A 23,049-nucleotide genomic window follows, 5' to 3' on the forward strand; every position below is an offset into this window, starting at 1 on the left:
GATGCGCGGGGGAGACGGGCTCCCCCGCGTCTTGCCATCAGAAGCGGATGTCCGCGCTGAGCAGGAAAGTGCGCGGTGCGCCCGGGGTGTAACGGTAGCCGCTCTTGTTGATGCTGGCCACGTACTGCTTGTCGAACAGGTTGTAGCCGTTCAAGCGCAGCGACACGTGATCGTTCACCGCCCACGAGACCATGGCGTCGTACACCGTGTAGGACTTGGTGAATGCCGGCGTGCCGACGGCGCCGTCGGTACCGCGGTGCATGCCGGCGGCATAGCGCACGCCGCCGCCCAGGGTAATGCCATGCGGCAGCACGTAGCTGGTCCAGCCGGTGAAGGTATCGTCCGGGGTATAGACCAGGTTGTTGGTGCCATCGGCGGCCACCTTGGCACCATCCTTCACATCGGTGTTCAAGTGGCTGTAGCCTGCGCTGATCGACCAGTTCTCGGACACGCGGCCCACGGCAGACAGCTCAACACCCTTCACCCGTTTGCTGCCGGTCTGGGTGGGGTTGCCGGCGTCGTCCAGCACGGTGGTATTGATTTCGTTTTCCACATCGGTCTGGAACAGCGCCAGGTTCACCGCCAGCGCATCCTCCATGAAGGCCCACTTGCTGCCCACCTCGAAGGTCTTGGCCTTCTGCGGGTCCAGCTTGGGGTTGTCGGCGCTGCTGGCCGAGCTGCTCAGCTGGAAGTTGGCACCGCCTGGCGGTTGCTGGGAAAGCGCGTAGTTGGCGTACACGCTGACCGTTTCACCCACCTTGTACAGCGCGCCCAGCTTCCAGTTCAGCAGGGTATCGGACGCGTCCAGCGTCGGGTTGCGCAGCACGGTGCCGGTGGGGTTGCTGCCACACACTGGGCCGCCGCGGCCGCCACAGACCGAGGCGCTGGCGTACTCGGTCTTGTAATGATCGGCACGCACGCCTGCGGTCAGCAGGAAGCTCTCGCCGAAGGACAGCGTGTCGAACAGGTAGATCGCCGAGGTGGTGGTCTTGCCGTGGGCATCGGCGCCGTTGTGCGCCCAGTTCAGGCCAGTGACGTTCCAGTTGGGGTCGTACAGGTTGGCAGCCGGCCAGCTGCTGCCACCGGTGGCGGCCTGGCCGTAGCTGTCCAGTTCTTCGCGGGTGAATTCCAGGCCGGCACTCAGTGCATGGCCTACCGCGCCGGTGGAGAAGTCCGCGCGAAGGTTCAACTGATCGGTGAGGATGGTGTTGCGCTGATCCTTGAAGGTCGGCAGGCTGCGCGCAATGGTGTAGGTTGCAAGGTCTGCCGGGTTGATGTAAGTGATGTTGCCGGTCGGACGCCCATTCGCACCACGCACACCGGTGCCCATGAAGGCGGTGAGCAGATAGTCCTGTTCGGTGCGGCCCCAGCGTGCGGTATTGGTCAGGCGCACGCTGTCGTTGAAGTCGTGCTCGAAGCGGAACGTGGCCATCTGCGCGGTCACATCATCGTGGTCGGCATGGGTGCCGTAGAAGTTTTCCGGGTCTACCGGACGGCCGGCCAGCGCTTCCAGCGTCGGCTGCGGGGTCCAGCCAGGCAGGCCCAGGGTCGGCACGCCGCCGTCGGGCACGTTGTCCTGCTTCACATAGAGCAGGTTGAGGTAGTAGCGGGTGGCGGTGCCCAGGCCGAAGGCCAGCGACGGCGCGATGCCCCAGCGCTTGTTCTGCACGTGGTCGCGACCGGGCTGGCCGCTGTCCTGCCACATGCCGTTGATGCGCAGCGCGCTGGTCGCACCCAGCGACTGGTTCCAGTCGGCGGTGGTACGGCGTTGCTGGTCGCTGCCCAGCGAAACGCTGGCCGAGGTAGCGTCCTGCAGGTTGGCCTGCTTGCTGACTAGGTTGATGGCACCGGTCGGTGCCGAGCGGCCGTTGTCGGTACCTGCCGGGCCCTTGGTCACCTCCACCTGTTCGATGTTGAACACATCGCGCGAGATCGAGCCCAGGTCGCGCACACCGTCCACATACAGACTGTTGGAGGTGTCAAAGCCACGCATGAACAGCGCGTCGCCGGTGGTGGTGTTGCCGTTCTCACCAGCATAGAAGGTGCCCACGCCGGGGCTGTTGCGCAGCGCTTCGGTCAGCGTGGTGGCGCCCTGCTGGTTGAACAGGTCGCTGGTGATCACCTGGATGGTCTGCGGGGTGTCCTGCAGACGCTGGGTGAACTTCGGCGAGGCCACCTTGTCGGCCTTGTAGCCGCGGGTGGCGTGCACATCGATCTTGTCCAGGGTGCGCGCGTTGTCGCCGGCCTCGGCGTGGGCCAGCGCGGGAAGGGCCGCCAGGCCGAGGCCGGCGGCAAGACTGGCGGTGGCCAACGGCAGGGTACGAAGCGGAGAAGCGTGCTTGCGGCTCTTGATCGGTTTCATGGGCGTCTGCAGAGAGGGAACAGGAAGGGGCGGCCGACGCAGGCGGCGCGGCAGCAGGGCATGGAGCGAAAGGGGGAACGTGCGGAAACGACTGCGCAGCGCGCAGCAGAGCGTCAGGCCAGCAGCAGGGGCGGTGCCTGTGAGGGGGGCTGGCGTCGGTCCGGCGCGTGCACCGCAGGAGCCGGTGTCACCGTCGCCGGAGCGTCCGCAGGGGCGCGCCGTGGGTATTGCAGGCAGAGCCGTCGCAGCACCGCTGGCTTGTCGCTGCGACTGCCATCAGGTTCGGACTCAGCGCGGTGCATCGCCTGTTCGTGCGGCAGTGCATGTGGCGGAGACGCGGGCGCGGCACCCTGGGCGTGTACCGTGGGCATGGCGGCGGTTGACGTACCACGCCCTTCGTGCAGTGCCGACCAACCCAGCACCAGCGTCAGCAGCGCGGCCACGAGCAGCGGCCACCCTTGGCGGGCGAGCTGGCACAGCGCGGCGGCGGGCGCGGGCGAAGCCATGGCGCGGAGGCGGAGTCGTTACGAAGATGTTACGTAGAATAACATCAACGATAATGATTCGCATGTGCGCGCTGAGGCGGGCTGTCAGGATGGCCCTGCAAGGCCCTGAACGGGCGCTCAGCCGCTTCCGGTAGCCCCGCCCCGTGGGTTGGCTGCCCCGGGGTGTGGCGGACTCAGTCGCGGTCGTCGCGGGTCCAGATGGCGTCGTGTTCGCGCTTCACCGGGAACTTGGGCACCGGGGTGTAGGCCGGGGCGCACAGGGCGCGGCCATCACGCACGTCGAAGCGCGCGCCGTGCAGCACGCACTCCACGCTGCCCTCGGTGGTGTTGAACTCGCCCGAGGACAGCTCGAACTCTTCATGCGTGCACTGGTCTTCCAATGCATACAGCTCGCCGTCGAGGTTGAACACCACGATCGGGGTGCCGGTCACTTCGTCGAACACGCTCTTCATTTCACCCGGCAGCAGTTCGGCGCCGGCACAGACGAAGGTCCAGGCCTCGCTCACGCGGTGGCTCCGGCCAGCGGCTTCTCCAGGATCTCGAAGCGCAGGTCGTCGCGCTTGGGGATGCCGAAGCGTTCGTCGCCATACGGGAACGGCTTCTTGATGCCGGTGCGCTGGTAGCCGCGGCGCTCGTAGAAGGCGATCAGCTCGTCGCGCACGTCGATCACGGTCATCTGCATCACCGGCACGTTCCATTCGCGCGCGGCGTGCGCTTCGGCCGCATCCATCAGCTGCTTGCCGACGCCGCCGCCCTGCTGGGCCGGGTCGACCGAGAACATGCCGAAGTAGCCCTTGCCGTCGACATCGGCGACGTGGGCGCAGGCCACCAGCCGGCCCTCGCGTTCGGCCAGCAGGATGGTCGAGCGGGGGCGGTCGAGGTCGGCCTGGATGCCTTCGGCGTCGATGCGGGCGCCGTCCAGCAGGTCGGCTTCGGTGGTCCAGCCGGCACGGCTGGCGTCACCCCGGTAGGCCGAAGTGACGAGGGCGATCAGGGCGGGGATGTCGGCCGGCGTGGCGGCACGGTAGGTCAGGGTGGTCATGCGGGCATTCTAGATGGGGCACGGCAGCAGCGGTGCACGCCCTGGGGCCGGGCGCGAACCGGAGCGGGGACAGTCCCCAGGCTGTTTGCCGATCCTGTCGTGAATGTCGTCTTGACGCGATCTTCATGTTTGATTCATAAATGGGTGTAGATCGCGCTGGCCAGGGGACAGGTCCTGCTGTCTGTGCGCGCTTTCAAGGACGGACGATCCAAGGAGGATCCCCATGCGGTTCCGCATCACGCTCCGCTCGCGCCATGCCGGCCCGATCAGGTCTTCGCTGCTGCTGATGGTGACGGCCCTGTCGCTGGCGCCGGCACTGGCCTCTGCCCAGATCGTTCCCACCTGGCGCCAGGAATACGACAAGCGGCTGAAATACGGCGATCTGGTCGAGCCGCTGAAGGGAGACATCTTCGGCGAGAAGGTCAACCTCTATGACGGCTCTGTCAGTTTCAGTGCCACCGATATCTCCATTCCCGGCAACGGTGGCCTGGCGGTGTCGCTGGGCCGCAGCTATGGAGATATCGGCGGCAGCGCAAACGACAACGAGTACGGAAACTGGACGCTGGACATTCCGTCGCTTTCGGGCACCTACGGAGATCAGCCGGAAACGGCGGTGGGAGGTCATTGGACACCGAGCGCGCGTTGCTCGACCGTCTCCGCACCTCCGGCACTGGATGTATGGAACTACAAGCATACCCAGACGACCGTGTTCGCACCCCATACCTATTGGGAAGGAGTGCGGTTGTCACTGCCTGGCGGCGGCGGTGAAACGGTTCTTGCCGGCAGCGGAGATGCGCGCCAGCCCATCCCACAACTCGGCATGCCCGCCCCGTGGAATACCAAGGGCGGATGGTTCTTCTCCTGCCTCAGTTCCCTCAAGAGCGGCCAGCCGGGCGAAGGCTTCCTGGGGCATGCGCCGGACGGAACCAAGTACTACTTCGACTGGATGGTGGCGCGCCACAACGACCCGGCTGTCATGCAGCCCTACGACACCATCACCCATTCGACGCTGCAGCGGAAGAAGGTCTTCCTCTATCCGTCGCAGGTCGTCGACCGATTCGGCAACTGGGTCCGCTATGAGTGGAGCGGCGGGCGCCTGGATCGCATCATCGCCAGCGACGGGCGCAGCATCAGCCTGACCTATGACTCGCAGGGGCGCATCGCAACGGCCCTGGCGGCGGGCCGTACCTGGACTTACGGCTATACGCCGGCGGGAACGCTGCAATCGGTCACGCTGCCCGATGGCACTGCCTGGAGCTATGACCTGCCTCCGGTCAATGTGACGAAGAAGTACCAGGAGTACACCGGGCAGGACGTCTGGGCCTACATGGAAGTCCCGGCGTTGTGCGCGAAGACGAACAAGATCGTGCAGACCGAAGTGGCGGCGTCCATCACCCATCCCTCTGGGGCCGTCGGAACCTTCGTGTTCCGACCCTTCCGGCATGGGCGCAAGAACGTGCCATTCAATTGCCAGACGTCCGGCGACGACCAGCTGCTGGCCGATGGGTGGAACCTCACGCCCATCTACCGCGACGCGATGTCGCTGGTGGCAAAGCGGATAAGCGGTCCGGGGATGCCCACGGCGCAATGGAGCTATCAGTACACCAACCTGGGGTGGGCGTACGACAGGCGGGTTGACCAGGCCGGCTGGCCAGCGATCCCGGTCGGGCAGGCGGAACCGAAGATAACGATTGAAACCCTGCCCGATGGGGTCATCCGGACATACGAATTCGGCAAGGAAGTCGGCTACAACGACGGTCTGCTGCTGTCGACCAGTACCAGCGCTGGCGGCACTGTGGTCCGTACGGAGCGCAACAACTATTACCCGGACGCGCAGCTTGCCAATGCACCGTTTCCGCGTGCGGCGGGGCGGAATCTCAAGTACGGGGCGACCGAACTTGGTGAACATCTGAATCGGCCGGTGCAGAGTACGGTCGTGAACCAGGATGGCGTGCAGTTCATCCGCACCGTACAGGCCTTTGATGCCTTCGTCCGCGAGGTCACGGTGGACGAAGGAAATTCTGCCGGCCAGAGCCGAACCCGGACGACCGGCTATTACGACAATGCCGCCTTGTGGGTGAATGGCCAGGTGGCACGCAGCCTGCTCAACGGCATCGAGGAGTCGCGCACCGAGTTCGACCCGGCCAATGCGCTGCCGCTGCGCGCCTATGCATTCGGCCGCCTGGCGCAGCAGGTGACCTATGCCGCTGACGGTACGGTGGCATCGGTGGCCGACGGCCGTGGCAATACCAGTCACCTGTCTGGATGGAAGCGCGGCATCCCGCAGCAGCTGCGCATGCCAGCCACACCCGAGGCGCCCAATGGCGCAGTGCGTACCGTTGCCGTCGATGACAATGGTTGGATCGCTTCACTGACCGATGAAGTCGGAGCAACCACCAGCTTCAGCTACGACAGCATGGGGCGGCTGCGCAGCCAGCAGTTCCCGGGTGGCGATGAAGTGAACTGGAACGGTGTGACCATGGACCTGCAGCGGCTGGGCGGTGCCCAGCTGGGTGTGCCGGCCGGTGCGTGGAAGCACTCCCGTACCCAGGGCGGACGCCGTACCGACACCTATCTGGACGCCATGTTCCGTCCGGTACTGGTTACCGAGAATGCCAATAACGCGCTCGACAGCGCGGTGGTGACCCGCTACGACAGCAGTGGCAAGACGGTGTTTGCGTCGTACCCCACGCGACAGCTCACCGACATCAATGCAGCAATGACGGGCACCACGACGCAGTACGACGCGTTGGGCCGGCCGGTGGTGGTCAGCCAATCGTCGGAACTGGGCGATCTGGTAACGCGCACCGAGTATGTGGGCAACGTGTCGGTGAAGGTGACCAACCCGCGCGGGCAGGCCACCACCACGCGGCATCTCGCCTACGATCAGCCCAGCTACGAGATGCCACTGACATTGCAGCATCCAGAAGGCGTGGTGACCGAGATCCAGCGTGACACGCTGGGCAAGCCGTTGGCGATCACCCGGCGCACGGCCGATGGCAGCCAGGCGTTGACCCGCCGCTACGTCTATGACGGTTACCAGCAGCTGTGCAAGACCATCGAACCGGAAACCGGCGCGACGGTGCAGGACTATGATGCGGCCGGCAACGTGCTGTGGTCCGCAGCCGGGACCGGCCTGAACAGCGCCGCCGACTGCAATCGCAGTGAGGCCTTTGCCAGCGGCCGTGTAGTAGCGCGCAGCTACGATGCTGCCAATCGACTGTCGACCCTGACGTTCCCGGATGGGCGCGGAAATCAGCGCTGGTCCTACACGCCGGATGCCTTGCCCGCGGAAATCAGTACGCAGAACGACCCGGCCCGGCCGATGGTCGTCAACCGCTATCAATACAATCGCCGGCGCCTGCTCAGCAGCGAGACGCTGCAGCATCCGGATCTGGGCAACCTGAGTCTGGCGTACGGCTACGATGCCAACGGCACGCTGGCCAGCAACACTTACCCGGGCGGGCGCGTCGTCAGCTATGCCCCGGATGCGCTGGGGCGGGCTACAGCTGTCGGCGGCTACGCAAACAGCGCCAGCTATTTTGCCAATGGTGCGCTGGCGCGATTCGTTTACGGCAACGGCATCGCGCATACCCTGACCCAGAATGCCCGTGGCCTGCCGGAGCGCAGCCGCGACGCGACCGCTGCGGCCGCGGTGCTCGATGACAGCTACGATTACGATGCCGGTGGCAATGTGATGGCCATCTCCGACGGCCTGCCGGGCGCACCCGGCAACCGTGACATGACCTATGACGGCCTGGACCGGTTGCGTACGGTGACCGCGCCGGGCTTTGGCAATGCACTGTACGAGTACGACGCACTCGACAACCTGCGCCGTGCCAGGGTCGGCAGTCGCGACCGTACGCACTACTTCGATCCGAGCAATCGCCTGGTCAACGTGATCGAAACCGGGACGGGGGCGACCGTGACGGGCCTGGGTTACGACGTGCAGGGCAACCTGTCGGTCCGCAACGGTCAGGCATTCTCGTTCGACTATGGCAATCGCCTGCGGGATGCGGGCGCGGCGGAGAGCTACGAGTACGACGCCCATGGTCGCCGGGTGAAGGCCAGCGCCAGTGGGAAGGGGGCGATCTACTCGTTCTACGACAACGGCGGCGTGCTGCGTTTCCAGCGCAATGAGCGCACCGGAAAGCAGACCGACTACCTGTACCTGTCCGGCAGCCTGGTGGCCCAGGTGCACGGCGCAGCAGCCCCCGCGGCGCCTGCGCTGAGCGCGCCCGGCTACATCACCGAAGGCAGCGTGAACCTGACCTGGAGCCCGGCCGGCGGGGCAAACCGCTATGAACTGCAGCGTGCGCTGGCCGGTGCCTGGAGCACCGTCTTCGACGGCGCGGCGCAATCGTTCACCAGCACCGGCCTGGCGACAGGTGCCTACCAGTTCCGCGTGCGCGGTTGCCGCGCGGTGTGCGGTGAGTGGAGCAACGTCGCTTCGGTTGCGGTAGCGCTGGCGCCGTCCACGGTGCCGGCCCTGAACGTGCCGGCGACGGCCTTCAATGGAAGTTACGGCGTGAGCTGGTCCGTGGCGTCCGGTGCCGAGCGTTATGAGCTGGAGGAGAGCGCCAATGGTGGCGCCTGGACCCAGGTGCACAATGCCGCGGGTCAATCCAGGGACTTCAGCGGCAAGGGCGCGGGCAGCTACGGCTATCGTGTCCGCGCCTGCAATCCGGTGGGATGCACCGCCTACAGCGCCAGTGCGACGGTGACCGTGGTGTATCCGCCCGCGGGCGCGCCGGGAATTTCGGCACCGGCACGTTCCGCACCGGGCAGCATCGGCGTTGGTTGGAACGGCGTGGCCGGCGCCACACGCTACACGCTGCAGGAAAGCAGCAATGGTGGCGGATGGGTGACGCTGTTCGACGGTGATGCCGGCTCCTACGCCACTGCGGCACGCGGTGTCGGCAACTACGGCTACCGCGTTGCCGCCTGCAATGGCGCCGGCTGCGGTCCGTGGTCGGGCACGGCATCGGTGGCGGTGATCGGGCCGCCGGCCATCGAGCCGGTGATCAGTGCGCCGGGCCTGGTCAACGTGCCGCAGTACAGCCTGAGCTGGTCGGTGCCCGCCAACAGCGAGAGCTTCGTGCTGGAAGAGAGTGCCAACGGTGGTGGCTGGACGGTGGTGCACAACGGCGCTGCGAACAGCTTTGGCGCCAGCCGTGGCAAGGGAAGCTATGCGTATCGGGTGAGGGCCTGCAATTTCGTCGGGTGCAGCCCGTATTCGGGAGTCGTGACGGTGGCGGTGGTGCTGCCGCCGGGGGCGACGAGCCTTTACCTGGCGGAGTGGCTGACGACACGCAGGCCGCCCTATCAGGTGCAGTGCTCCGCAGGATGGAGTCCGGTGGCAGACGCAACGGAGTATCAGCTTGAGAGCGGCGGTGGTGGCCAGCGTCTGTACACGGGCCCCTCAACCTACGTGAATGACAGCGGCGGGACGTACTGCGCGCATGAGTATCGCGTGCGTGCCTGCAATGCAGGTGGGTGTTCCCCGTGGTCGGCCGAACGGCCGGTCACCCGCGGTGTACTGAGCTGGGACTAAGCCATGAACGGACTCTCTTTGCTGTTGAATCGAGCGGTACTCGCGCTGGTGGTGCTGGCGGCTTGTGTGGCGCCGGCGGCCGCCCAGGAGGTTGTCGAGTACATCCACACCGATGCACTGGGATCACCGGTGGCGATCACCGATGCCAATGGCCAGGTGATCGAGCGCACGGTGTACGAGCCGTATGGAGCGGTGGTCAACCGGTCGTTGGCGGATGGGCCGGGGTATACCGGGCATGTGACGGACTCGGAGACGGGTCTGAGTTATATGCAGCAGCGGTACTATGATCCGGAGGGTGGATCATTTCTGTCAGTCGATCCTGTCAGTTCGCTTGACGGCGGTGGTGCTCGCTATGGGTATGCAAGAAGCAATCCTTATAGATTTGTCGATCCAGATGGTCGCTGTGCCGCCAAGCTGGGAACGAAGATATGCATGAACGACACTCGCCTCAAAGCAGAGTTGACAAGTCTGGAGAAGGTATCAAAGGCATTGCCACATTCAAGTCCGGAAGGTGCGGCAAGATATTTTTCGGACAAAGCCATACCGCTTCAGGAGGCTTCTGGCAGGGAGGTCTTCGCGAACATGGAGGAGAGGAATCCGCGAGATTTCAGGGTCATGGACTGGGGTGCTGGCTCTTCAAGTGGCTCCGCGTCCATAGTTCCTTACAGCGGTGCCTACAAGTTGAGGGCAATGCTGCACACTCATCCGGAGAACAATCTACACAGCGGAAATGGTGCATATGCCGCTTCAGGAAAATTCAATTATGTTGGGATGACGGATGACCACGACATCGCGAGATCCTTTGGAAAAAGAGTGGATAGCTATGTTGCCAGGCCGGATGGGCGGATTGTTTGGTTTAATCAAAAGGCCTGGCGAGCCGCAGGTGAAGCCTCAGGAGCGGAGCGTGTCTATGCAGGACATTTTGAGAAGATACTTTAGGTCGGCTGCCTTTCTAGTGCTGGTGGGTTGGTCTTTGTCAAGTGGAGGGGCTTCGGCTTCAGGGGATTCAATTGTAAAGAATCACTGCAACGAGATCGTTTCCAGAGAGCTCAAGAAGCTATGCGGCGTACCTATTGCCAGGATCATTGTTGACCCCGAGAAGTTGGATTCGGTGGAGGTAGAGACCAGCGGGTTTATGCTTTATGAGAACGATAGAGGTGTTGTTTTCTATCCTGGGCCCGATCTTCCAAATCGCACCGATATGTATAGTTGCATCATCGTGTGGACTGAGAAGGAAACCATAGACTGGGGGCTAGTTAAAAGGAGGCATGGCGTCTATTTTGCGACCGTTTCTGGAAAAGTTATGCTGGACGCGTCTCGCAAGAGTTGCTCGGCCGTCATTGCTAACGCCAAGGTTTACGATGTTGCTGCGGTTAACCTTTCCAAGTGATGCGTCCGTAGCTGAATCTCCTGAGTGGATGGATGCTGCATTTAGAATTGCCGGCGGAGCATGGCAATGAGTGAGGCGAGAATTTTTGCTTTGTCTTTGCTGCTTGTTGGCTGCGGTAACGGGGAGCCTCCGGGTGAGCGGTTCTCCCGAAATGAGAAGCATGAAGACGCGCGAAGCTTGGTCCTTTCCGAAGAAGATTTGAAACGTCAGATGTCGATGGCTGAAAAAGGGGGAGTAGAGGCCCGCCTAAAGCTCGAATGGCACTATTCGACACGTGGCGATATGGAGCGGTATCGCTACTGGCTTGAGGAGGGCGCCGCGAGAATGGATGTCAGTGCAATGCAGCGATTGGCACTGTTTCTGTCTATGGAACAGGGAGGGGGAGATTGCAAACGTGCGATGCAGATCCTTGAGCAGGGCTTGCGTCTTGATCCCCCGGAGTCCACGCGCGCATTGATGGAGATGGATCTTCAGAGATTGCGCCATGAGCGGATCGGAATTCCGCCCTGCGGGGTGGGTTTTCCTGATTGAAAGCAGCAGTGGTGGCGGATGGGTAACGCGGTTCGACTGCAATGTCGGCCCCTACGCTACTGCGGCGCGCAGTGGCGGCAACTGCGGATGCCGCGTTGCCATCCGCCAACAGCGAGAGCTTCGTGCTGGAGGAAAATGAAACTGAATTATCAGCTTTGTGTGGCTTTCTTCTTGACGATTTCCGCGGTCGGTTGCGGTCTTCAGGAAGGAGGGCAGACAGCGCCCGCAAAGGGCTGTGGGATCGGCCAGAATCCAGTTTGTCGAGTCAGCTTCCGGGCGCTGGCTGCCACTCCTCGGCTATTCGATGGGAAATCGATACGCATGGAGGGCTATCTCGGAGTTAGTCGGGGGCACTTTGTATTGAGCTCCAGCAAGGAGCTGTTCGAGGCTGGAGTGACTGATGAGACCGAAGTTCGTATCAGGGGGCCAATAGATCTCCAGAGTGACGTGTTTGATCGCTATGCCTACTCGTGGGTATCAGTGACTGGGGCGTTCAGGCTTAGGAAGACGGACGGGTCGACGGATGATCTTCTTCTCGGCGAAATGCATCCCCCACTTGATGTTCAATCTTTGAGGGTCCCTGGTCCGATTCCAAAAGCTACTTTCGGAGAAGTGTATGTTGATCTCGAAGATCTGAAGTGAGTTCCAGGTATCAAGCTCGCCTCCGATGAAGCAGTTTGTGAAGACAGTATTGATTCTGCTGGTGTCCGAGGCGGGTGCCGATAGGTCATTACATGCCTCTGCAGGTGACTTTTGCGGTCGTCGTGCAGCGGCGCAGCATGGGCAACCATAGGGTTATAAACTGGCTCTTCTTGTTTTCAATCGTTGGGATTCTGATCTTCTATCCGGCACACTTCTATTTCTGCACTGAATTCAAGATGCGTTTGCGGCGCGATCACCCTGAGTTGTCCGGAAGAAGTCTGGCATCATTCGACACGACATACAGGCAACTGCGTGCGGTAAGGGAAGGGCGCTTGGATGGAGTGCTCTTGAGCAAGGATGTCTGCGATTCGCACCGGCTTGCGAGTCGGTTCCTGCATCTGGGCATGATTTCTTTCATGATCCTGCTCGCCGTGGGGCTTTGCGATTCGGTATGGGGCGGTAATTGAGGTTGAATGAAGTTCAAATTTTCCTTCTGGGAGGGACTAGGTGACGGGAATTATTGAGAGCTATCCTGTCTGCTCTTCCGTCATTCTGGGAGGCATGTGGATGAATGGATTTGCGGCGCACCGGATGCTGCTGAAGATGGAGCGGAAGCGGCCGGAAGTGCTTGAGGCGGTCGGCATCATCAGGGTTGACTGGTGGTTTCGGTGCCTGCGCGGGATTGGAGTGCTTGCGCTTTCCGGCAAAGGTCTGATGATCACGCGGGGTGAGCGGTGGGTGCTGAGGGGTGTTGTCGCGACCTACGTGTTCTTGGTGGCCTGCGGCATCTCGATGCTTGTTGGGTGATGGGAAATATCGCCAGGGGTGTCGATGATGTCGGGTGCGCGCATGCGAGGAACCCTGTGCTCGATGCGTGGGTCCGTGGCTGTTAGCAGGGCTTTCGCAGGCTGAGTGTTCGCATAGCTCCACCAACAGAAAGACGCCGCAATTCCCTGTGGCGTTTGCATTTATCCCGTGATGTGGCCGCCTGGTACCCACTGGAAACATTGCGGGACAGAAGTTCTCGCAACGGGCTCAACTGGGAGCGTACCGGAGGCCGGGACGATTTATGGCGCAGCAATCGTCGTCAATGCCAGCACGCTCAAGCTGGCGGCCGCCTCGCGTCCGATCGCTCGCGGAATGGCAGATGGGTGGAGCGACTTCACCTTCATGGTGTCAATAATGGGAGAACTCCGATTCTGCACAATAATCTTGAATCTGCAGGCCGCGGTGAGGCTGCTGATCTTGTATTGTTTGATCCTCGGTGGATAAGGAAACAGGTGCCCCGGTGAGTGCTGCTGATGAAGTGAAGTCCGCTGCTGCCTGCCTGCGGATGTTGCTGGAATCCGAACCTGCTTCTGCGGAACAAGTCTCTGCTTGGTATACGAGGGCCGAGGCGCTTAAGCGAACCCTTCAGTCAAGCGTTTGTGGAATAGATGTCCCGCATTTGATATGGCATTATCTTGATGATGCTGATATCCGTTTCCGGGATGGATCCTATGCGCAAGATCAGATATTGGCAGTCGAAAAGATTGTGGAGGAGTGGGGTGGGGGCGTGAGTTGAGATAATTAGTTGATGTCTTCATTTTTTTGTAGCTTCAAGGCGTGGGCGCTCCAGTGGGATGAACGGTGAGGCTGAGGGGCGTCGTGATGATGTACTTGTTCTTGATTGCCTGCGGGGTACCCAGGCTTTCTGGCGTGTAGAAGGCGGTGCCTCAAGGCCATTGATGATGGATGGATCGGCATTGCCGGGAAATTGCCAGTTCCTGGCATCACTTCAGCGTTTCTCAGTCACGCCTCTGCTTGCCTGCGTCCAAGGCGCAACAAAAAACGCCGCAGTTTCCTGCGGCGTTTGCATCTATCCCGAGCTTCGCCAGGAATCTCAGCCCAGCAACTTCCGCACCTTGGTCAGCGCAGTCATGAACCGCTCGATCTCGGCGTGCGTGTTGTAGAACGCCAGCGAGGCCCGGCAGGTAGCGGCAACGCCGAAGTACTGCAGCAGCGGGTGCGCGCAGTGTTGGCCGGAGCGCACGGCCACGCCTTCCAGATCCAGCAGGGTGGCCAGATCGTGGGCATGCGCGCCGTCGATCAGGAACGAAACCACGGCGGCCTTCTCCGGCGCTTCGCCGATGATGCGCAGGCCGTCGACGCGGCGCAGCTCTTCGGTGAAGTGCGCCAGCAGTTCGGCTTCGCGTGCTTCCACGTTCTCCTGGCCCAGCTGCTGCAGGTAGTCGGCGGCCACGCCCAGGCCGATGAAGCCGGCGATGTTCGGAGTGCCGGCTTCGAACTTGTGCGGGGCATCGTTGAACACGGTGCCGTCGAAGCTGACTTCCTTGATCATTTCGCCGCCACCGAGGAACGGCGGCATCGCGTCCAGGTGCTCGCGGCGCGCCCACAGTGCGCCGGTGCCGGTCGGGCCACACATCTTGTGGCCGGTGATGGCGTAGAAGTCACAACCGATCGCGGCCACGTCCACCTTGCGGTGCGGCACGGCCTGCGAGCCATCGACCACGGTGATGATGCCGCGCTTGCGCGCTTCGCGGCAGATCTCGCGCACCGGATTGACCGTGCCCAGCACGTTGGAGACGTGGGTGACCGCCAGCAGCTTGACCTCGGGGGTCATCGCTGCGCGCAGCGCATCCAGGTCCAGTGCGCCGTCGGGGGTGATCTCGGCCACGCGGATGGTCGCGCCGGTACGCTGGGCGACCAGCTGCCACGGCACGATGTTGGCGTGGTGCTCCATGCGCGACACCAGGATCACGTCACCGGCCTTCAGCCGCGGCAGCGCCCACGAGTAGGCCACCAGGTTGATGGCGAAGGTGGTGCCGCTGCACAGCACCAGATCGCTGGGGCGCACGTTGAGGAAGCGCGCCAGCTTGTTGCGCGCACCTTCGTAGGCGTCGGTGGCTTCGCTGCCCAGTGCATGCACCGCGCGGCTGACGTTGGCGTTGTAGCGGCGGTAGAACTCGTCCACCGCGCCGATCACCTGCACCGGCTTCTGTCCGGTGTTGGCGTTGTCGAAATAGACCAGCGGCTTGCCATGCACTTCGCGCATCAACAGCGGGAAGTCGAGGCGGACGCGGTCCCAGTCGGGGGCGCCGGTGCGTTCTTCGATCGGGCGCGGCGTGGACAGGTTCATGCCACACCCGCCTCGACCAGCGCCTTGTCCAGGCGGCGTGCCAGCTGCTCGCGCAGTGCTTCCGGCAGGATCTTCAGCGGTTCATGGCAGAACGCGGCGCTCAGCAGCGCCTGCGCCTGGGCCTGCGGCAGCCCGCGCGAGCGCAGGTAGAACAGCGCGTTGGCATCGAGCTGGCCGACGGTCGCGCCATGCGCGGCCTTCACTTCATCGGCGTCGATCACCAGCGTCGGCTGGGTGTCGATCTCGGCGTCGGCCGACAGCAGCAGGTTCTTGTTGGACAGGTTCGCGTCGGTGCCGTCGGCGCCTTCGCGGATCTGGATGCCACCGTGGAACACCACGCGGCTGCGGTTGGCGGCAACGCCGCGCCACAGCAGTTCGCAGGCAGTATCGCGCGCGATGTGGTCGATGCCCAGGCGGGTCTCGACGTGGCGGCGGCCGTTGCCGAGCAGCACGCCGTTGGCGGTCAGCTGGGCGTTGTCGCCTTCCAGGCGCACGTTCAGTTCATGGCGGCTGAGCGCGGCACCCAGTTCCAGATCGACGCGGTGGTACTGCGCATCGCGGGCCAGCACCGCGTCGGTGCGCAGGAAGCTGGTCTGGCGCGCGCTGCCGGCCTGCACGCGGGCGTGCTTGAGCACGGCATCGCGGGCGACGTGGGCGTGCAGCACGGTGTTGTCGAGGTGGGCCGAATCACCCACGCTGAAGCGATGCTCGACCACGCCCAGGCTGGCGCCGGTGCGCAGTTCGATCAGGTGGCGGTGGTGCCAGGCCAGGTCGGTATCGCCGGCCACGCTGGCGAACACCAGCTGCAGCGGCACGTCCACCTGCACGCCTTCGTCCACACGCAGCACCACGCCTTCATCGGCCAGGGCGGCGTTGAGGCGGGCGAAGATCTCTTCGCTGCGCTCGTAGCGGCGGCCGAGGAAACGCACCGCATCCTCGCCGTCGGCCAGCGCGGCCGACAGCGGCTGCAGCTGCACGCCGGCCGGCAGCGCCTGCACGTCGCTCAGCGCGGCATCGAGGCGACCGTTGACGAACACCAGGCGCGGCGCCGGGATGTCCTCCAACAGCGAGGCGTCCAGCGCCGGGCCCTGCAGCGGCGCCGCAGCGAACGCACGGCGTTCCAGCTGGCGCAGCGAGGTGTACTTCCAGGCTTCGTTGCGGGCGGCCGGCAGGCCGTCGCGCAGGGCCGCGTCCAGCACTTCGCGGCGCGCATCGCTGCCGCAGAAGGCCTGGGCCATCGAGTCGAGCAGCGCGCTCATCAGACCGCCGCCTCGCGCACCACGCGATCCTTGAGGAAATCGTAGCCGTGCGCTTCCAGTTCCAGGGCCAGTTCCGGGCCACCGCTCTTGACGATGCGGCCATCGGCCAGCACGTGCACCACGTCCGGCTTGATGTAGTCCAGCAGGCGCTGGTAGTGGGTGATGACCAGGAACGAGCGGTCGGCGGCGCGCAGCGCGTTGACGCCGTCGGCCACGCTCTTCAGCGCGTCGATGTCCAGGCCCGAATCGGTTTCGTCGAGGATCGCCAGCTTCGGCTCCAGCACGGCCAGCTGGAAGATCTCGTTGCGCTTCTTCTCGCCACCGGAGAAGCCTTCGTTGACGCCACGGTGCAGCAGTTCGTCCTTCAGGTGCAGCACGGCCAGCTTCTGCCGCACCAGCTTGAGGAACTGCATCGAATCGAGTTCCTCTTCGCCGCGCGCCTTGCGCTGGGCGTTCAGCGCGGCGCGCAGGAAGTAGGTGTTGTTCACGCCCGGGATTTCCACCGGGTACTGGAACGCCAGGAACAGGCCGGCAGCGGCGCGCGCTTCCGGATCCTGATCCAGCAGGTCGGTGCCTTCAAACTGCACGCTGCCTTCGGTCACTTCGTAGCCGTCGCGGCCGGCCAGGACATTGCCCAGGGTGGACTTGCCGGCGCCATTGGGGCCCATGATGGCGTGCACCTGGCCGGGCTTCACTTCCAGCGAGAGGCCCTTGAGGATTTCCTTGTCGCCGATGCGGGCGTGGAGGTTTTCGATCTTCAGCATGGTGGGGTTTCCGTGGGGCGGGCCGCAGCCCGCCGGTAAAGAGAATGCGTTTGCGAGGAGCGGGGCGGGCGGTCAGCCCACCGAGCCTTCCAGCGAGACTTCCAGCAGCTTCTTGGCTTCCACTGCGAATTCCATCGGCAGCTCGCGGAACACCTGCTTGCAGAAGCCGTCGACGATCATCGACACCGCGTCTTCCTGGCTGATGCCACGGGCGCGGCAGTAGAACAGCTGGTCGTCGGAGATCTTGGAGGTGGTGGCCTCGTGCTCGACGGTGGCGCCCGGGTTCTTCACCTCGATGTAGGGGAAGGTATGGGCGCCGCACTGCTTGCCGATCAGCAGCGAATCGCACTGGGTGTAGTTGCGCGCGCCATCGGCGTTGCGGTCGACCTTGACCAGGCCGCGGTAGGTGTTCTGGCCGCGGCCGGCGCTGATGCCCTTGCTGACGATCTTGCTCTTGGTGCGCTTGCCGACGTGGATCATCTTGGTGCCGGTGTCGGCCTGCTGGCGGTGGTGGGTCAGGGCCACCGAGTGGAACTCGCCCACCGAGTCGTCGCCCAGCAGCACGCAGGACGGGTACTTCCAGGTGATCGCCGAGCCGGTCTCGACCTGGGTCCAGGTGACCTTGCTGCGCGCGCCACGGCATTCGGCACGCTTGGTGACGAAGTTGTAGATGCCGCCGACGCCGTTCTCGTCGCCCGGGTACCAGTTCTGCACGGTGGAGTACTTGATCTCCGCGTCTTCCAGCGCCACCAGCTCGACCACGGCGGCGTGCAGCTGGTTCTCATCGCGCATCGGCGCGGTGCAGCCTTCCAGGTAGGACACGTAGGCCTTGTCTTCGCACACGATCAAGGTGCGCTCGAACTGGCCGGTGTGGCCGGCGTTGATGCGGAAGTAGGTGCTCAGTTCCATCGGGCAGCGCACGCCCTTGGGAATGAACACGAAGCTGCCATCGGAGAACACCGCCGAGTTGAGCGCGGCGAAGTAGTTGTCGCCCACCGGCACCACGGTGCCCAGGTACTGGCGCACCAGTTCCGGGTGCTCCTTGATGGCCTCGGACATCGAGCAGAAGATGATGCCCTTCTCGGCCAGTTCCTTGCGGAAGGTGGTCCCGACGGACACCGAGTCGAACACCGCGTCCACCGCCACGCCGGCCAGCTTGGCGCGCTCGTGCAGCGGCACGCCCAGCTTGTCGTAGGTGTCGAGCAGTTCCTTGGGCACGTCATCCAGCGAGGCGTACTTCGGGCCCTTCGGCGCGGAGTAGTAGCTGAGCGCCTGCAGGTCGATCGGCGCGATCTCCAGCTTGGCCCAGTCCGGCATCGGCATGGTCAGGAAGTGGCGGTAGGCGTCCAGGCGCCACTGCGTCATCCACTCCGGCTCTTCCTTCTTGGCCGACAGGGCACGGATGGTGTCCTCGTCCAGGCCCGGCGGCAGGGAGTCCGACTCGATCTCGGTGATGAATCCGGCCGAATACTTGCGGCCGAGCTGCTCGTGGATCTCGCGGTTGGGGGTGTCGTCGTGGGCGACGTTTTCGATGGTTTCGGTGGCCATGGGGGGCTGCCTACGGATCAGGAGACGACGTCGACAGCGATGGTGCGGCGCTGTTCGTCATCGGCAAGGGGGAGGGGGGGCAGGATCTGCGCAAGGGTGACGTCGCGCAGGGCCTCGGAGACCACGTCGTTGATCAGCCGCCAGCTGCTGCGTGCACCGCATTTGGGCGCCATGCCGCACTGGTGGTGGTCGTGGCTGCATTCGGTCAGGGCCAGCGGCCCTTCCATTGCCTCCACCACTTCGAACAGCGAGATCTCGAGGGCCGGGCGGGTCAGGCGGTAGCCACCGCGGACACCGCGCAGGCCCTCGACCAGGCCGGCCTGGGCCAGCGGCTTGAGCACCTTGCTGACGGTGGGCGGCTCCAGACCGGTGAATTCGGCCAGCTCGGTGGCACTGAGCACCTCGCCCGGACGGGCGGCAAGCACGGTCAGCACGACGGTGGCGTAATCGGTGAGTTTGGTGACGCGCAACATGGGGATGCGAGTGGTTCTTAAAGCGGACTGAAATTGTACGCTTTTATTCGCCGCCATCCAAGCCGGGCATTCAGCCGGCGCTGGGGCCAGGCCGGGAGGGAGACACCGGGGCCGTTGCCAGGGCGCAATGCTGCGCCAATGGGGTGATTTTCGCAATCACCCGGAATGGGCGAGAATCCCCGTTCCATTCGCTGCAAACAGCCCGTGCCGATGCCGAAGAAGATCCAAGCCCGCAAGTCCGCCATCCATGGCAACGGCGTGTTCGCCGTGGCCCCGATCAAGCAGGGCGAGCGCGTGATCCAGTACAAGGGCCTGCTGCGCAGCCACGGCGACGTTGATGCCGATGACAGCGGCGACGTCGAAAGCGGCCATACCTTCCTGTTCACCCTCAACGATGACTGGGTGATCGATGCCAACTACAAGGGCAACGACGCACGCTGGATCAACCACAGCTGCGACCCGAACTGCGAGGCGGTGATCGAGGAGGACGAGGACGGCGACAGCCGTGGCGACAAGGTATTCATCGAGGCCCTGCGCGATATCAAGGCCGGCGAAGAGCTGACCTACAACTACGGGATCACCCTGGCCGAGCGCCACACCGCGAAGCTGAAGAAGATCTGGGAGTGCCGCTGCGGTTCGCCCAAGTGCACCGGCACCATGCTGCAGCCCAAGCGCTGACCGGGTCTGTAGAGTCGAGCCATGCTCGACTGCTTCTGCCGTTGCCCGCGGCCCGGTGGAGTCGAGCGTGGCTCGACTCTACAGGGGGCCTCTCCACCTGCCGTGCACGGTCGGGTCACCGCCGTTCAATGGCTCCTCACGCACGCTGTCCGCTCCTTTCGATGGAGCATCCGACATGGCTCAGCGTCTCAGCGGCAAGCAGATTGCCATCCTTGCCACGCACGGCTTCGAACAGTCCGAACTGACCGAACCCAAGCGCCTCCTGGAGGCGGAAGGCGCACGCGTCAGCGTGGTATCGCCTGCGAAGGAGGCGACCATCAAGGGCTGGAAAGACAAGGACTGGGGTGGCGTGGTGGCGGTAGACCTGCCGCTGGACGAGGCCGATGCCGGCCGCTTTGATGCCGTGGTGCTGCCCGGTGGCGTCATCAATCCGGACACGCTGCGCACCGACGAGGCGGCGCTGGGTTTCATCCGCAGCGTCGCCGAGGCCGGCAAGCCCGTTGCCGCCATCTGCCATGGTCCGTGGCTGTTGATCAACAGCGGCCTGGCCGATGGACGCGAGCTGACGTCGTGGCCATCCCTGCAGCAGGACCTCGCCAATGCCGGCGCCAAGTGGCGCAACGCCGAGGTCGTGGTGGATGGCAATGTGATCACCAGCCGCAAGCCGGATGACATTCCGGCTTTCAGCGAGGCGGTAGTGAAAGCGCTGGTGGCGTGATGATTGACGAGGGTGCCGGCCAGCGGCCGGCACTACCCTTATTTGCCGAGGATGCCGGCCGGCACCAGGTTGCCCAGGTTCTGGTTGAAGGTGACCACCAGCTTGCCGTTCTTCACCTGTGCCGACTGCACCTGCAGCGCGCCCAGCACGCCGGCCATGGCCGGGTCCAGCTTGTAGATGGGCTCGCGCTGGGCGTAGTCGCTCAGCCAGGCATTGAGCAGACCACGGGTGCGCGAATCGAGACGGCCACCCTGGTTGGCCGGGGTGAAGTCATCCACGCTCGGCTGCTGCAGGTGGAAGCCCTGGGTCTGTGCGTCATAGCGCAGGCCGCTGCTGAGCTTCACCGTGCCCAGCTTGGCCGGGTTGCCGCCGGCGGTGGCCAGTGCCACGTCCATGCCCAGGTTCAAGCGTTCGCCGGCCGGCAGGCTCAGTTGCGGGTGGCTCATGGTCAGGGCGATCAGGCCGCCCAGCGCGTCCTGGGTGCGCGGGAAGCTGCCGTCGAGGTACTGCTGCACGTCGTTGGCACCCACCGACAGTTCGCGGCCAGAAATGGAGGGGGCGGCCTGCGCACCGATCGCGGCAGCGATCAGCACGGTGGAGGCGGCGAGGCGGGTCATCAGGGAACGCAGGCGCATGGCAGTGACCGGTGGCTCTGGAATGGATGGGAGAAAGAGTAGCCGCGCCGGCTGAATCGTGCGTGCATGCGGCTGCAACGGTTCAGTCCAGCGTTGGCTGCAGGTGCGCCGACTGGATCTGCCAGGCGCGACCGTCGCTGCTGGGCTGCACGCGGTACCAGCCGCTGAAATGGAAGGTGCCGTTGGCGGTGACCGCACGCACCTGCACCGGCACCTCCAGCAGCTGAGCGGGCTGTGCCGGGCTGCGGGCAATCGGCGTGCTGCTGCGCAGGTGAAGCGTGCGTACATCCTGCAGCTGGCGCAGCGCGGCGTCGTCGGCATGCCGGGCATCGCCGGGTGGGAAGGTCCATGCCGCATCACTGGCGCGGCGATCGCGATTGAGAAGTGCGCGCACGTAGCGGTTGAGCATCACCGAGGGCGGCTCGGCATCGGGGGCCACCGCAGCGAACAGCGGGTCGACCGAAGGCGATTGCGCAGCCGGTGGGTCGCCGCCGGGCACTGCGGTTGGCGACGCGTTCGACGGCTGATCGGTGCTGGCCGGTATCGCGGCAGGTGCCGCATCCGGTGCGGCTGCCGGCCGCGAACAGCCCAGCAGCGCCAGGGGCGCAATCAACAACAGGATACAGCGCATGCCTGCCTCCTCCCCGAGGCAACCGTGAGAGCGCCAGTGTATCGAGTGCGCGGCGGTCAGCGTGAGGAAGGCAGCTGGTCCAGCGCGTCCAGTGCCGGCAGCACCTGTGCGGCGATGGCTGCCAGCGCGTGGCCGTCGGTCGCGGCGTGACGCTGCACGATGTCGCGCAGCAGCTGGCTGGCGATCACCAGGGTGGCGCGCTCGTCGCCGCTGATGCCGGCCGTACGCGGTGCAGCTTCCAGCAGGCGCATCAGGTCGCGGCTGGCGCGGTGTTCCAGTTCGATGGTGCAGCGCCCGGTGCACTGCAACCCGTCCTTTTCGATGGGGGTCACCGAGATCCGGTAGCGGGTGGAGGGGCTGGCCATGAGGGGTGCTCGCCGTAGCAGTGGAGGATGGGCCCACGATAGGCAAGCCCGCGGCCGACGGCGACGGCCGGCGCTGCACGCAGTGTTCCACCCGGTACGTTCCGGGCCTGGACCCGACCGCGCCCGGTCAATGGTGGCGGGCCTGGACGCGTATTTCCCGGGATCCGGCAACGCTGTGTTGCGGGCGCGGGCGCGGGCAAAAAAAACGGGACGGCCAGAGCCGTCCCGTCGGAGTCCGCGTTGGGGCGCGCGCTTACAGCGCGGCGTCCTTCAGCTTCTTCAGAGGACGCACCTTCAGCTTGGTGGTGGCCGGCTTGGCAGCGAACCACTGCTCTTCCTTGGTGAACGGGTTGATGCCCTTGCGCTTCGGCTTGGCTGCCACGTTGACGGTGGTGATCTTCAGCAGGCCCGGCAGGGTGAAGGAGCCTGCGCCCTTCTTGTGCACCGAGGAGGCGACGGCGCTTTCCAGCGAGGCCAGCACAGCGCGGACGTCCTTGGCGACGACGCCGGAGGCTTCAGCGATGTGTGCAACCAGGCCGGACTTGGTCAGCACTTCCTTGATCGGCTTCGGAGCGGCCGGCTTGGCGGCTGCCTTCGTAGCGACTTTCTTCACTGCCTTCTTCGGGGCAGCCTTCTTAGCGGTCTTTGCCATGGTTTCCTGTTCCGTGAACGGTTGGTTGTTTGGTCGGCGCCGAACCCCGTCGGCAAGCGCAATGTAGGGCAACTCTCGGGCGCCGCCAATAGCCCGAAGCGCGGAAAGTGCATGTTTTTTCATATCCAGGCCGATTCAGTACATGGCCGGTGGCGGGGAA

General features: G+C 64.3%; 22 protein-coding genes. 10 read left to right on the top strand and 12 right to left on the bottom strand.

The window, feature by feature from the left end; genetic code table 11:
• Positions 1-37: 37 nt before the first annotated feature.
• From K5L94_RS05225 to K5L94_RS05235, 3 genes are all read right to left on the bottom strand, one after another.
• A complete protein-coding gene (locus K5L94_RS05225) occupies positions 38-2,362 on the bottom strand; it encodes a catecholate siderophore receptor Fiu (protein WP_053449035.1) in 2,325 nt (774 codons plus the stop codon).
• A 679-nt stretch (positions 2,363-3,041) separates the two neighbouring features.
• The gene (locus tag K5L94_RS05230; protein WP_053449036.1) at positions 3,042-3,374 is read right to left on the bottom strand and encodes a non-heme iron oxygenase ferredoxin subunit; all 333 of its coding nucleotides are present in this window, start codon (positions 3,372-3,374) and stop codon (positions 3,042-3,044) included.
• The gene (locus tag K5L94_RS05235) at positions 3,371-3,910 is read right to left on the bottom strand and encodes a GNAT family N-acetyltransferase (RefSeq protein WP_006423155.1); all 540 of its coding nucleotides are present in this window, start codon (positions 3,908-3,910) and stop codon (positions 3,371-3,373) included. Before K5L94_RS05235 ends, K5L94_RS05230 begins: the two co-directional genes overlap by 4 nt.
• Positions 3,911-4,133: 223 nt before the next feature.
• Between K5L94_RS05235 and K5L94_RS05240 the strand changes: the two genes are divergently transcribed.
• The 8 genes from K5L94_RS05240 to K5L94_RS05275 all read left to right on the top strand — a co-directional run bounded on the left by K5L94_RS05240 (position 4,134) and on the right by K5L94_RS05275 (position 13,591).
• On the top strand, positions 4,134-9,464 hold the full coding sequence (locus tag K5L94_RS05240; protein ID WP_274512107.1) for an RHS repeat domain-containing protein: 5,331 nt from the start codon (positions 4,134-4,136) through the stop codon (positions 9,462-9,464).
• A 3-nt stretch (positions 9,465-9,467) separates the two neighbouring features.
• On the top strand, positions 9,468-10,403 hold the full coding sequence (locus K5L94_RS05245; protein ID WP_274512108.1) for an RHS repeat domain-containing protein: 936 nt from the start codon (positions 9,468-9,470) through the stop codon (positions 10,401-10,403).
• Positions 10,369-10,854 carry a hypothetical protein gene (locus K5L94_RS05250; RefSeq protein ID WP_274512109.1) on the top strand — a complete coding sequence of 162 codons (486 nt, stop codon included), beginning with the start codon at positions 10,369-10,371 and terminating at the stop codon, positions 10,852-10,854. Before K5L94_RS05245 ends, K5L94_RS05250 begins: the two co-directional genes overlap by 35 nt.
• Positions 10,855-10,920: 66 nt before the next feature.
• Positions 10,921-11,385: a hypothetical protein gene (locus tag K5L94_RS05255; protein WP_197605533.1), complete on the top strand. Its 465-nt coding sequence runs from the start codon at positions 10,921-10,923 to the stop codon at positions 11,383-11,385.
• A 135-nt stretch (positions 11,386-11,520) separates the two neighbouring features.
• On the top strand, positions 11,521-12,027 hold the full coding sequence (locus tag K5L94_RS05260) for a hypothetical protein (RefSeq protein WP_274512110.1): 507 nt from the start codon (positions 11,521-11,523) through the stop codon (positions 12,025-12,027).
• A 92-nt stretch (positions 12,028-12,119) separates the two neighbouring features.
• Positions 12,120-12,494, top strand: coding sequence for a hypothetical protein (locus tag K5L94_RS05265; protein WP_274512111.1), 375 nt, complete (start codon positions 12,120-12,122; stop codon positions 12,492-12,494).
• Positions 12,495-12,594: 100 nt separating this feature from the next.
• Positions 12,595-12,834: a hypothetical protein gene (locus tag K5L94_RS05270; RefSeq protein WP_274512112.1), complete on the top strand. Its 240-nt coding sequence runs from the start codon at positions 12,595-12,597 to the stop codon at positions 12,832-12,834.
• 481 nt (positions 12,835-13,315) lie between these two features.
• Positions 13,316-13,591 carry a hypothetical protein gene (locus K5L94_RS05275; RefSeq protein WP_148564938.1) on the top strand — a complete coding sequence of 92 codons (276 nt, stop codon included), beginning with the start codon at positions 13,316-13,318 and terminating at the stop codon, positions 13,589-13,591.
• A 318-nt stretch (positions 13,592-13,909) separates the two neighbouring features.
• On the opposite strand, the gene K5L94_RS05280 is transcribed toward K5L94_RS05275, so the two are convergent.
• The 5 genes from K5L94_RS05280 to K5L94_RS05300 form a co-directional block, all read right to left on the bottom strand.
• The gene (locus K5L94_RS05280) at positions 13,910-15,166 is read right to left on the bottom strand and encodes a cysteine desulfurase (protein ID WP_008265245.1); all 1,257 of its coding nucleotides are present in this window, start codon (positions 15,164-15,166) and stop codon (positions 13,910-13,912) included.
• Positions 15,163-16,425, bottom strand: coding sequence for a Fe-S cluster assembly protein SufD (sufD, locus tag K5L94_RS05285; RefSeq protein ID WP_053449040.1), 1,263 nt, complete (start codon positions 16,423-16,425; stop codon positions 15,163-15,165). The genes K5L94_RS05280 and sufD overlap by 4 nt, the downstream gene beginning before the upstream one ends.
• A complete protein-coding gene (gene sufC / locus K5L94_RS05290) occupies positions 16,425-17,189 on the bottom strand; it encodes a Fe-S cluster assembly ATPase SufC (RefSeq protein ID WP_053449041.1) in 765 nt (254 codons plus the stop codon). Before sufC ends, sufD begins: the two co-directional genes overlap by 1 nt.
• A gap of 72 nt (positions 17,190-17,261) precedes the next feature.
• Entirely contained in the window at positions 17,262-18,737 is a 1,476-nt protein-coding gene (sufB, locus tag K5L94_RS05295) for a Fe-S cluster assembly protein SufB (protein WP_006423171.1), read from the bottom strand.
• A 17-nt stretch (positions 18,738-18,754) separates the two neighbouring features.
• Positions 18,755-19,210 carry an SUF system Fe-S cluster assembly regulator gene (locus K5L94_RS05300; RefSeq protein WP_008264567.1) on the bottom strand — a complete coding sequence of 152 codons (456 nt, stop codon included), beginning with the start codon at positions 19,208-19,210 and terminating at the stop codon, positions 18,755-18,757.
• A gap of 210 nt (positions 19,211-19,420) precedes the next feature.
• Here K5L94_RS05300 and K5L94_RS05305 point away from each other — a divergent pair, with 210 nt between their 5' ends.
• On the top strand, positions 19,421-19,888 hold the full coding sequence (locus tag K5L94_RS05305) for an SET domain-containing protein (protein ID WP_012479369.1): 468 nt from the start codon (positions 19,421-19,423) through the stop codon (positions 19,886-19,888).
• 175 nt (positions 19,889-20,063) lie between these two features.
• On the top strand, positions 20,064-20,606 hold the full coding sequence (locus K5L94_RS05310; RefSeq protein ID WP_053449042.1) for a type 1 glutamine amidotransferase domain-containing protein: 543 nt from the start codon (positions 20,064-20,066) through the stop codon (positions 20,604-20,606).
• A gap of 38 nt (positions 20,607-20,644) precedes the next feature.
• Here the strand turns inward: K5L94_RS05310 and K5L94_RS05315 are convergent, their stop codons facing one another.
• From K5L94_RS05315 to K5L94_RS05330, 4 genes are all read right to left on the bottom strand, one after another.
• Positions 20,645-21,241 carry a YceB family lipoprotein gene (locus tag K5L94_RS05315; protein ID WP_274512116.1) on the bottom strand — a complete coding sequence of 199 codons (597 nt, stop codon included), beginning with the start codon at positions 21,239-21,241 and terminating at the stop codon, positions 20,645-20,647.
• An 82-nt stretch (positions 21,242-21,323) separates the two neighbouring features.
• The gene (locus tag K5L94_RS05320) at positions 21,324-21,872 is read right to left on the bottom strand and encodes a hypothetical protein (protein WP_274512118.1); all 549 of its coding nucleotides are present in this window, start codon (positions 21,870-21,872) and stop codon (positions 21,324-21,326) included.
• Between the two features lie 56 nt (positions 21,873-21,928).
• On the bottom strand, positions 21,929-22,237 hold the full coding sequence (locus K5L94_RS05325) for a DUF3861 family protein (RefSeq protein ID WP_053449044.1): 309 nt from the start codon (positions 22,235-22,237) through the stop codon (positions 21,929-21,931).
• A gap of 253 nt (positions 22,238-22,490) precedes the next feature.
• On the bottom strand, positions 22,491-22,889 hold the full coding sequence (locus K5L94_RS05330; RefSeq protein ID WP_008264591.1) for an HU family DNA-binding protein: 399 nt from the start codon (positions 22,887-22,889) through the stop codon (positions 22,491-22,493).
• Between the last annotated feature and the right edge of the window lie 160 nt (positions 22,890-23,049).

The organism is Stenotrophomonas forensis (assembly GCF_028752115.1).
GTDB classification, from domain to species: domain Bacteria; phylum Pseudomonadota; class Gammaproteobacteria; order Xanthomonadales; family Xanthomonadaceae; genus Stenotrophomonas; species Stenotrophomonas forensis.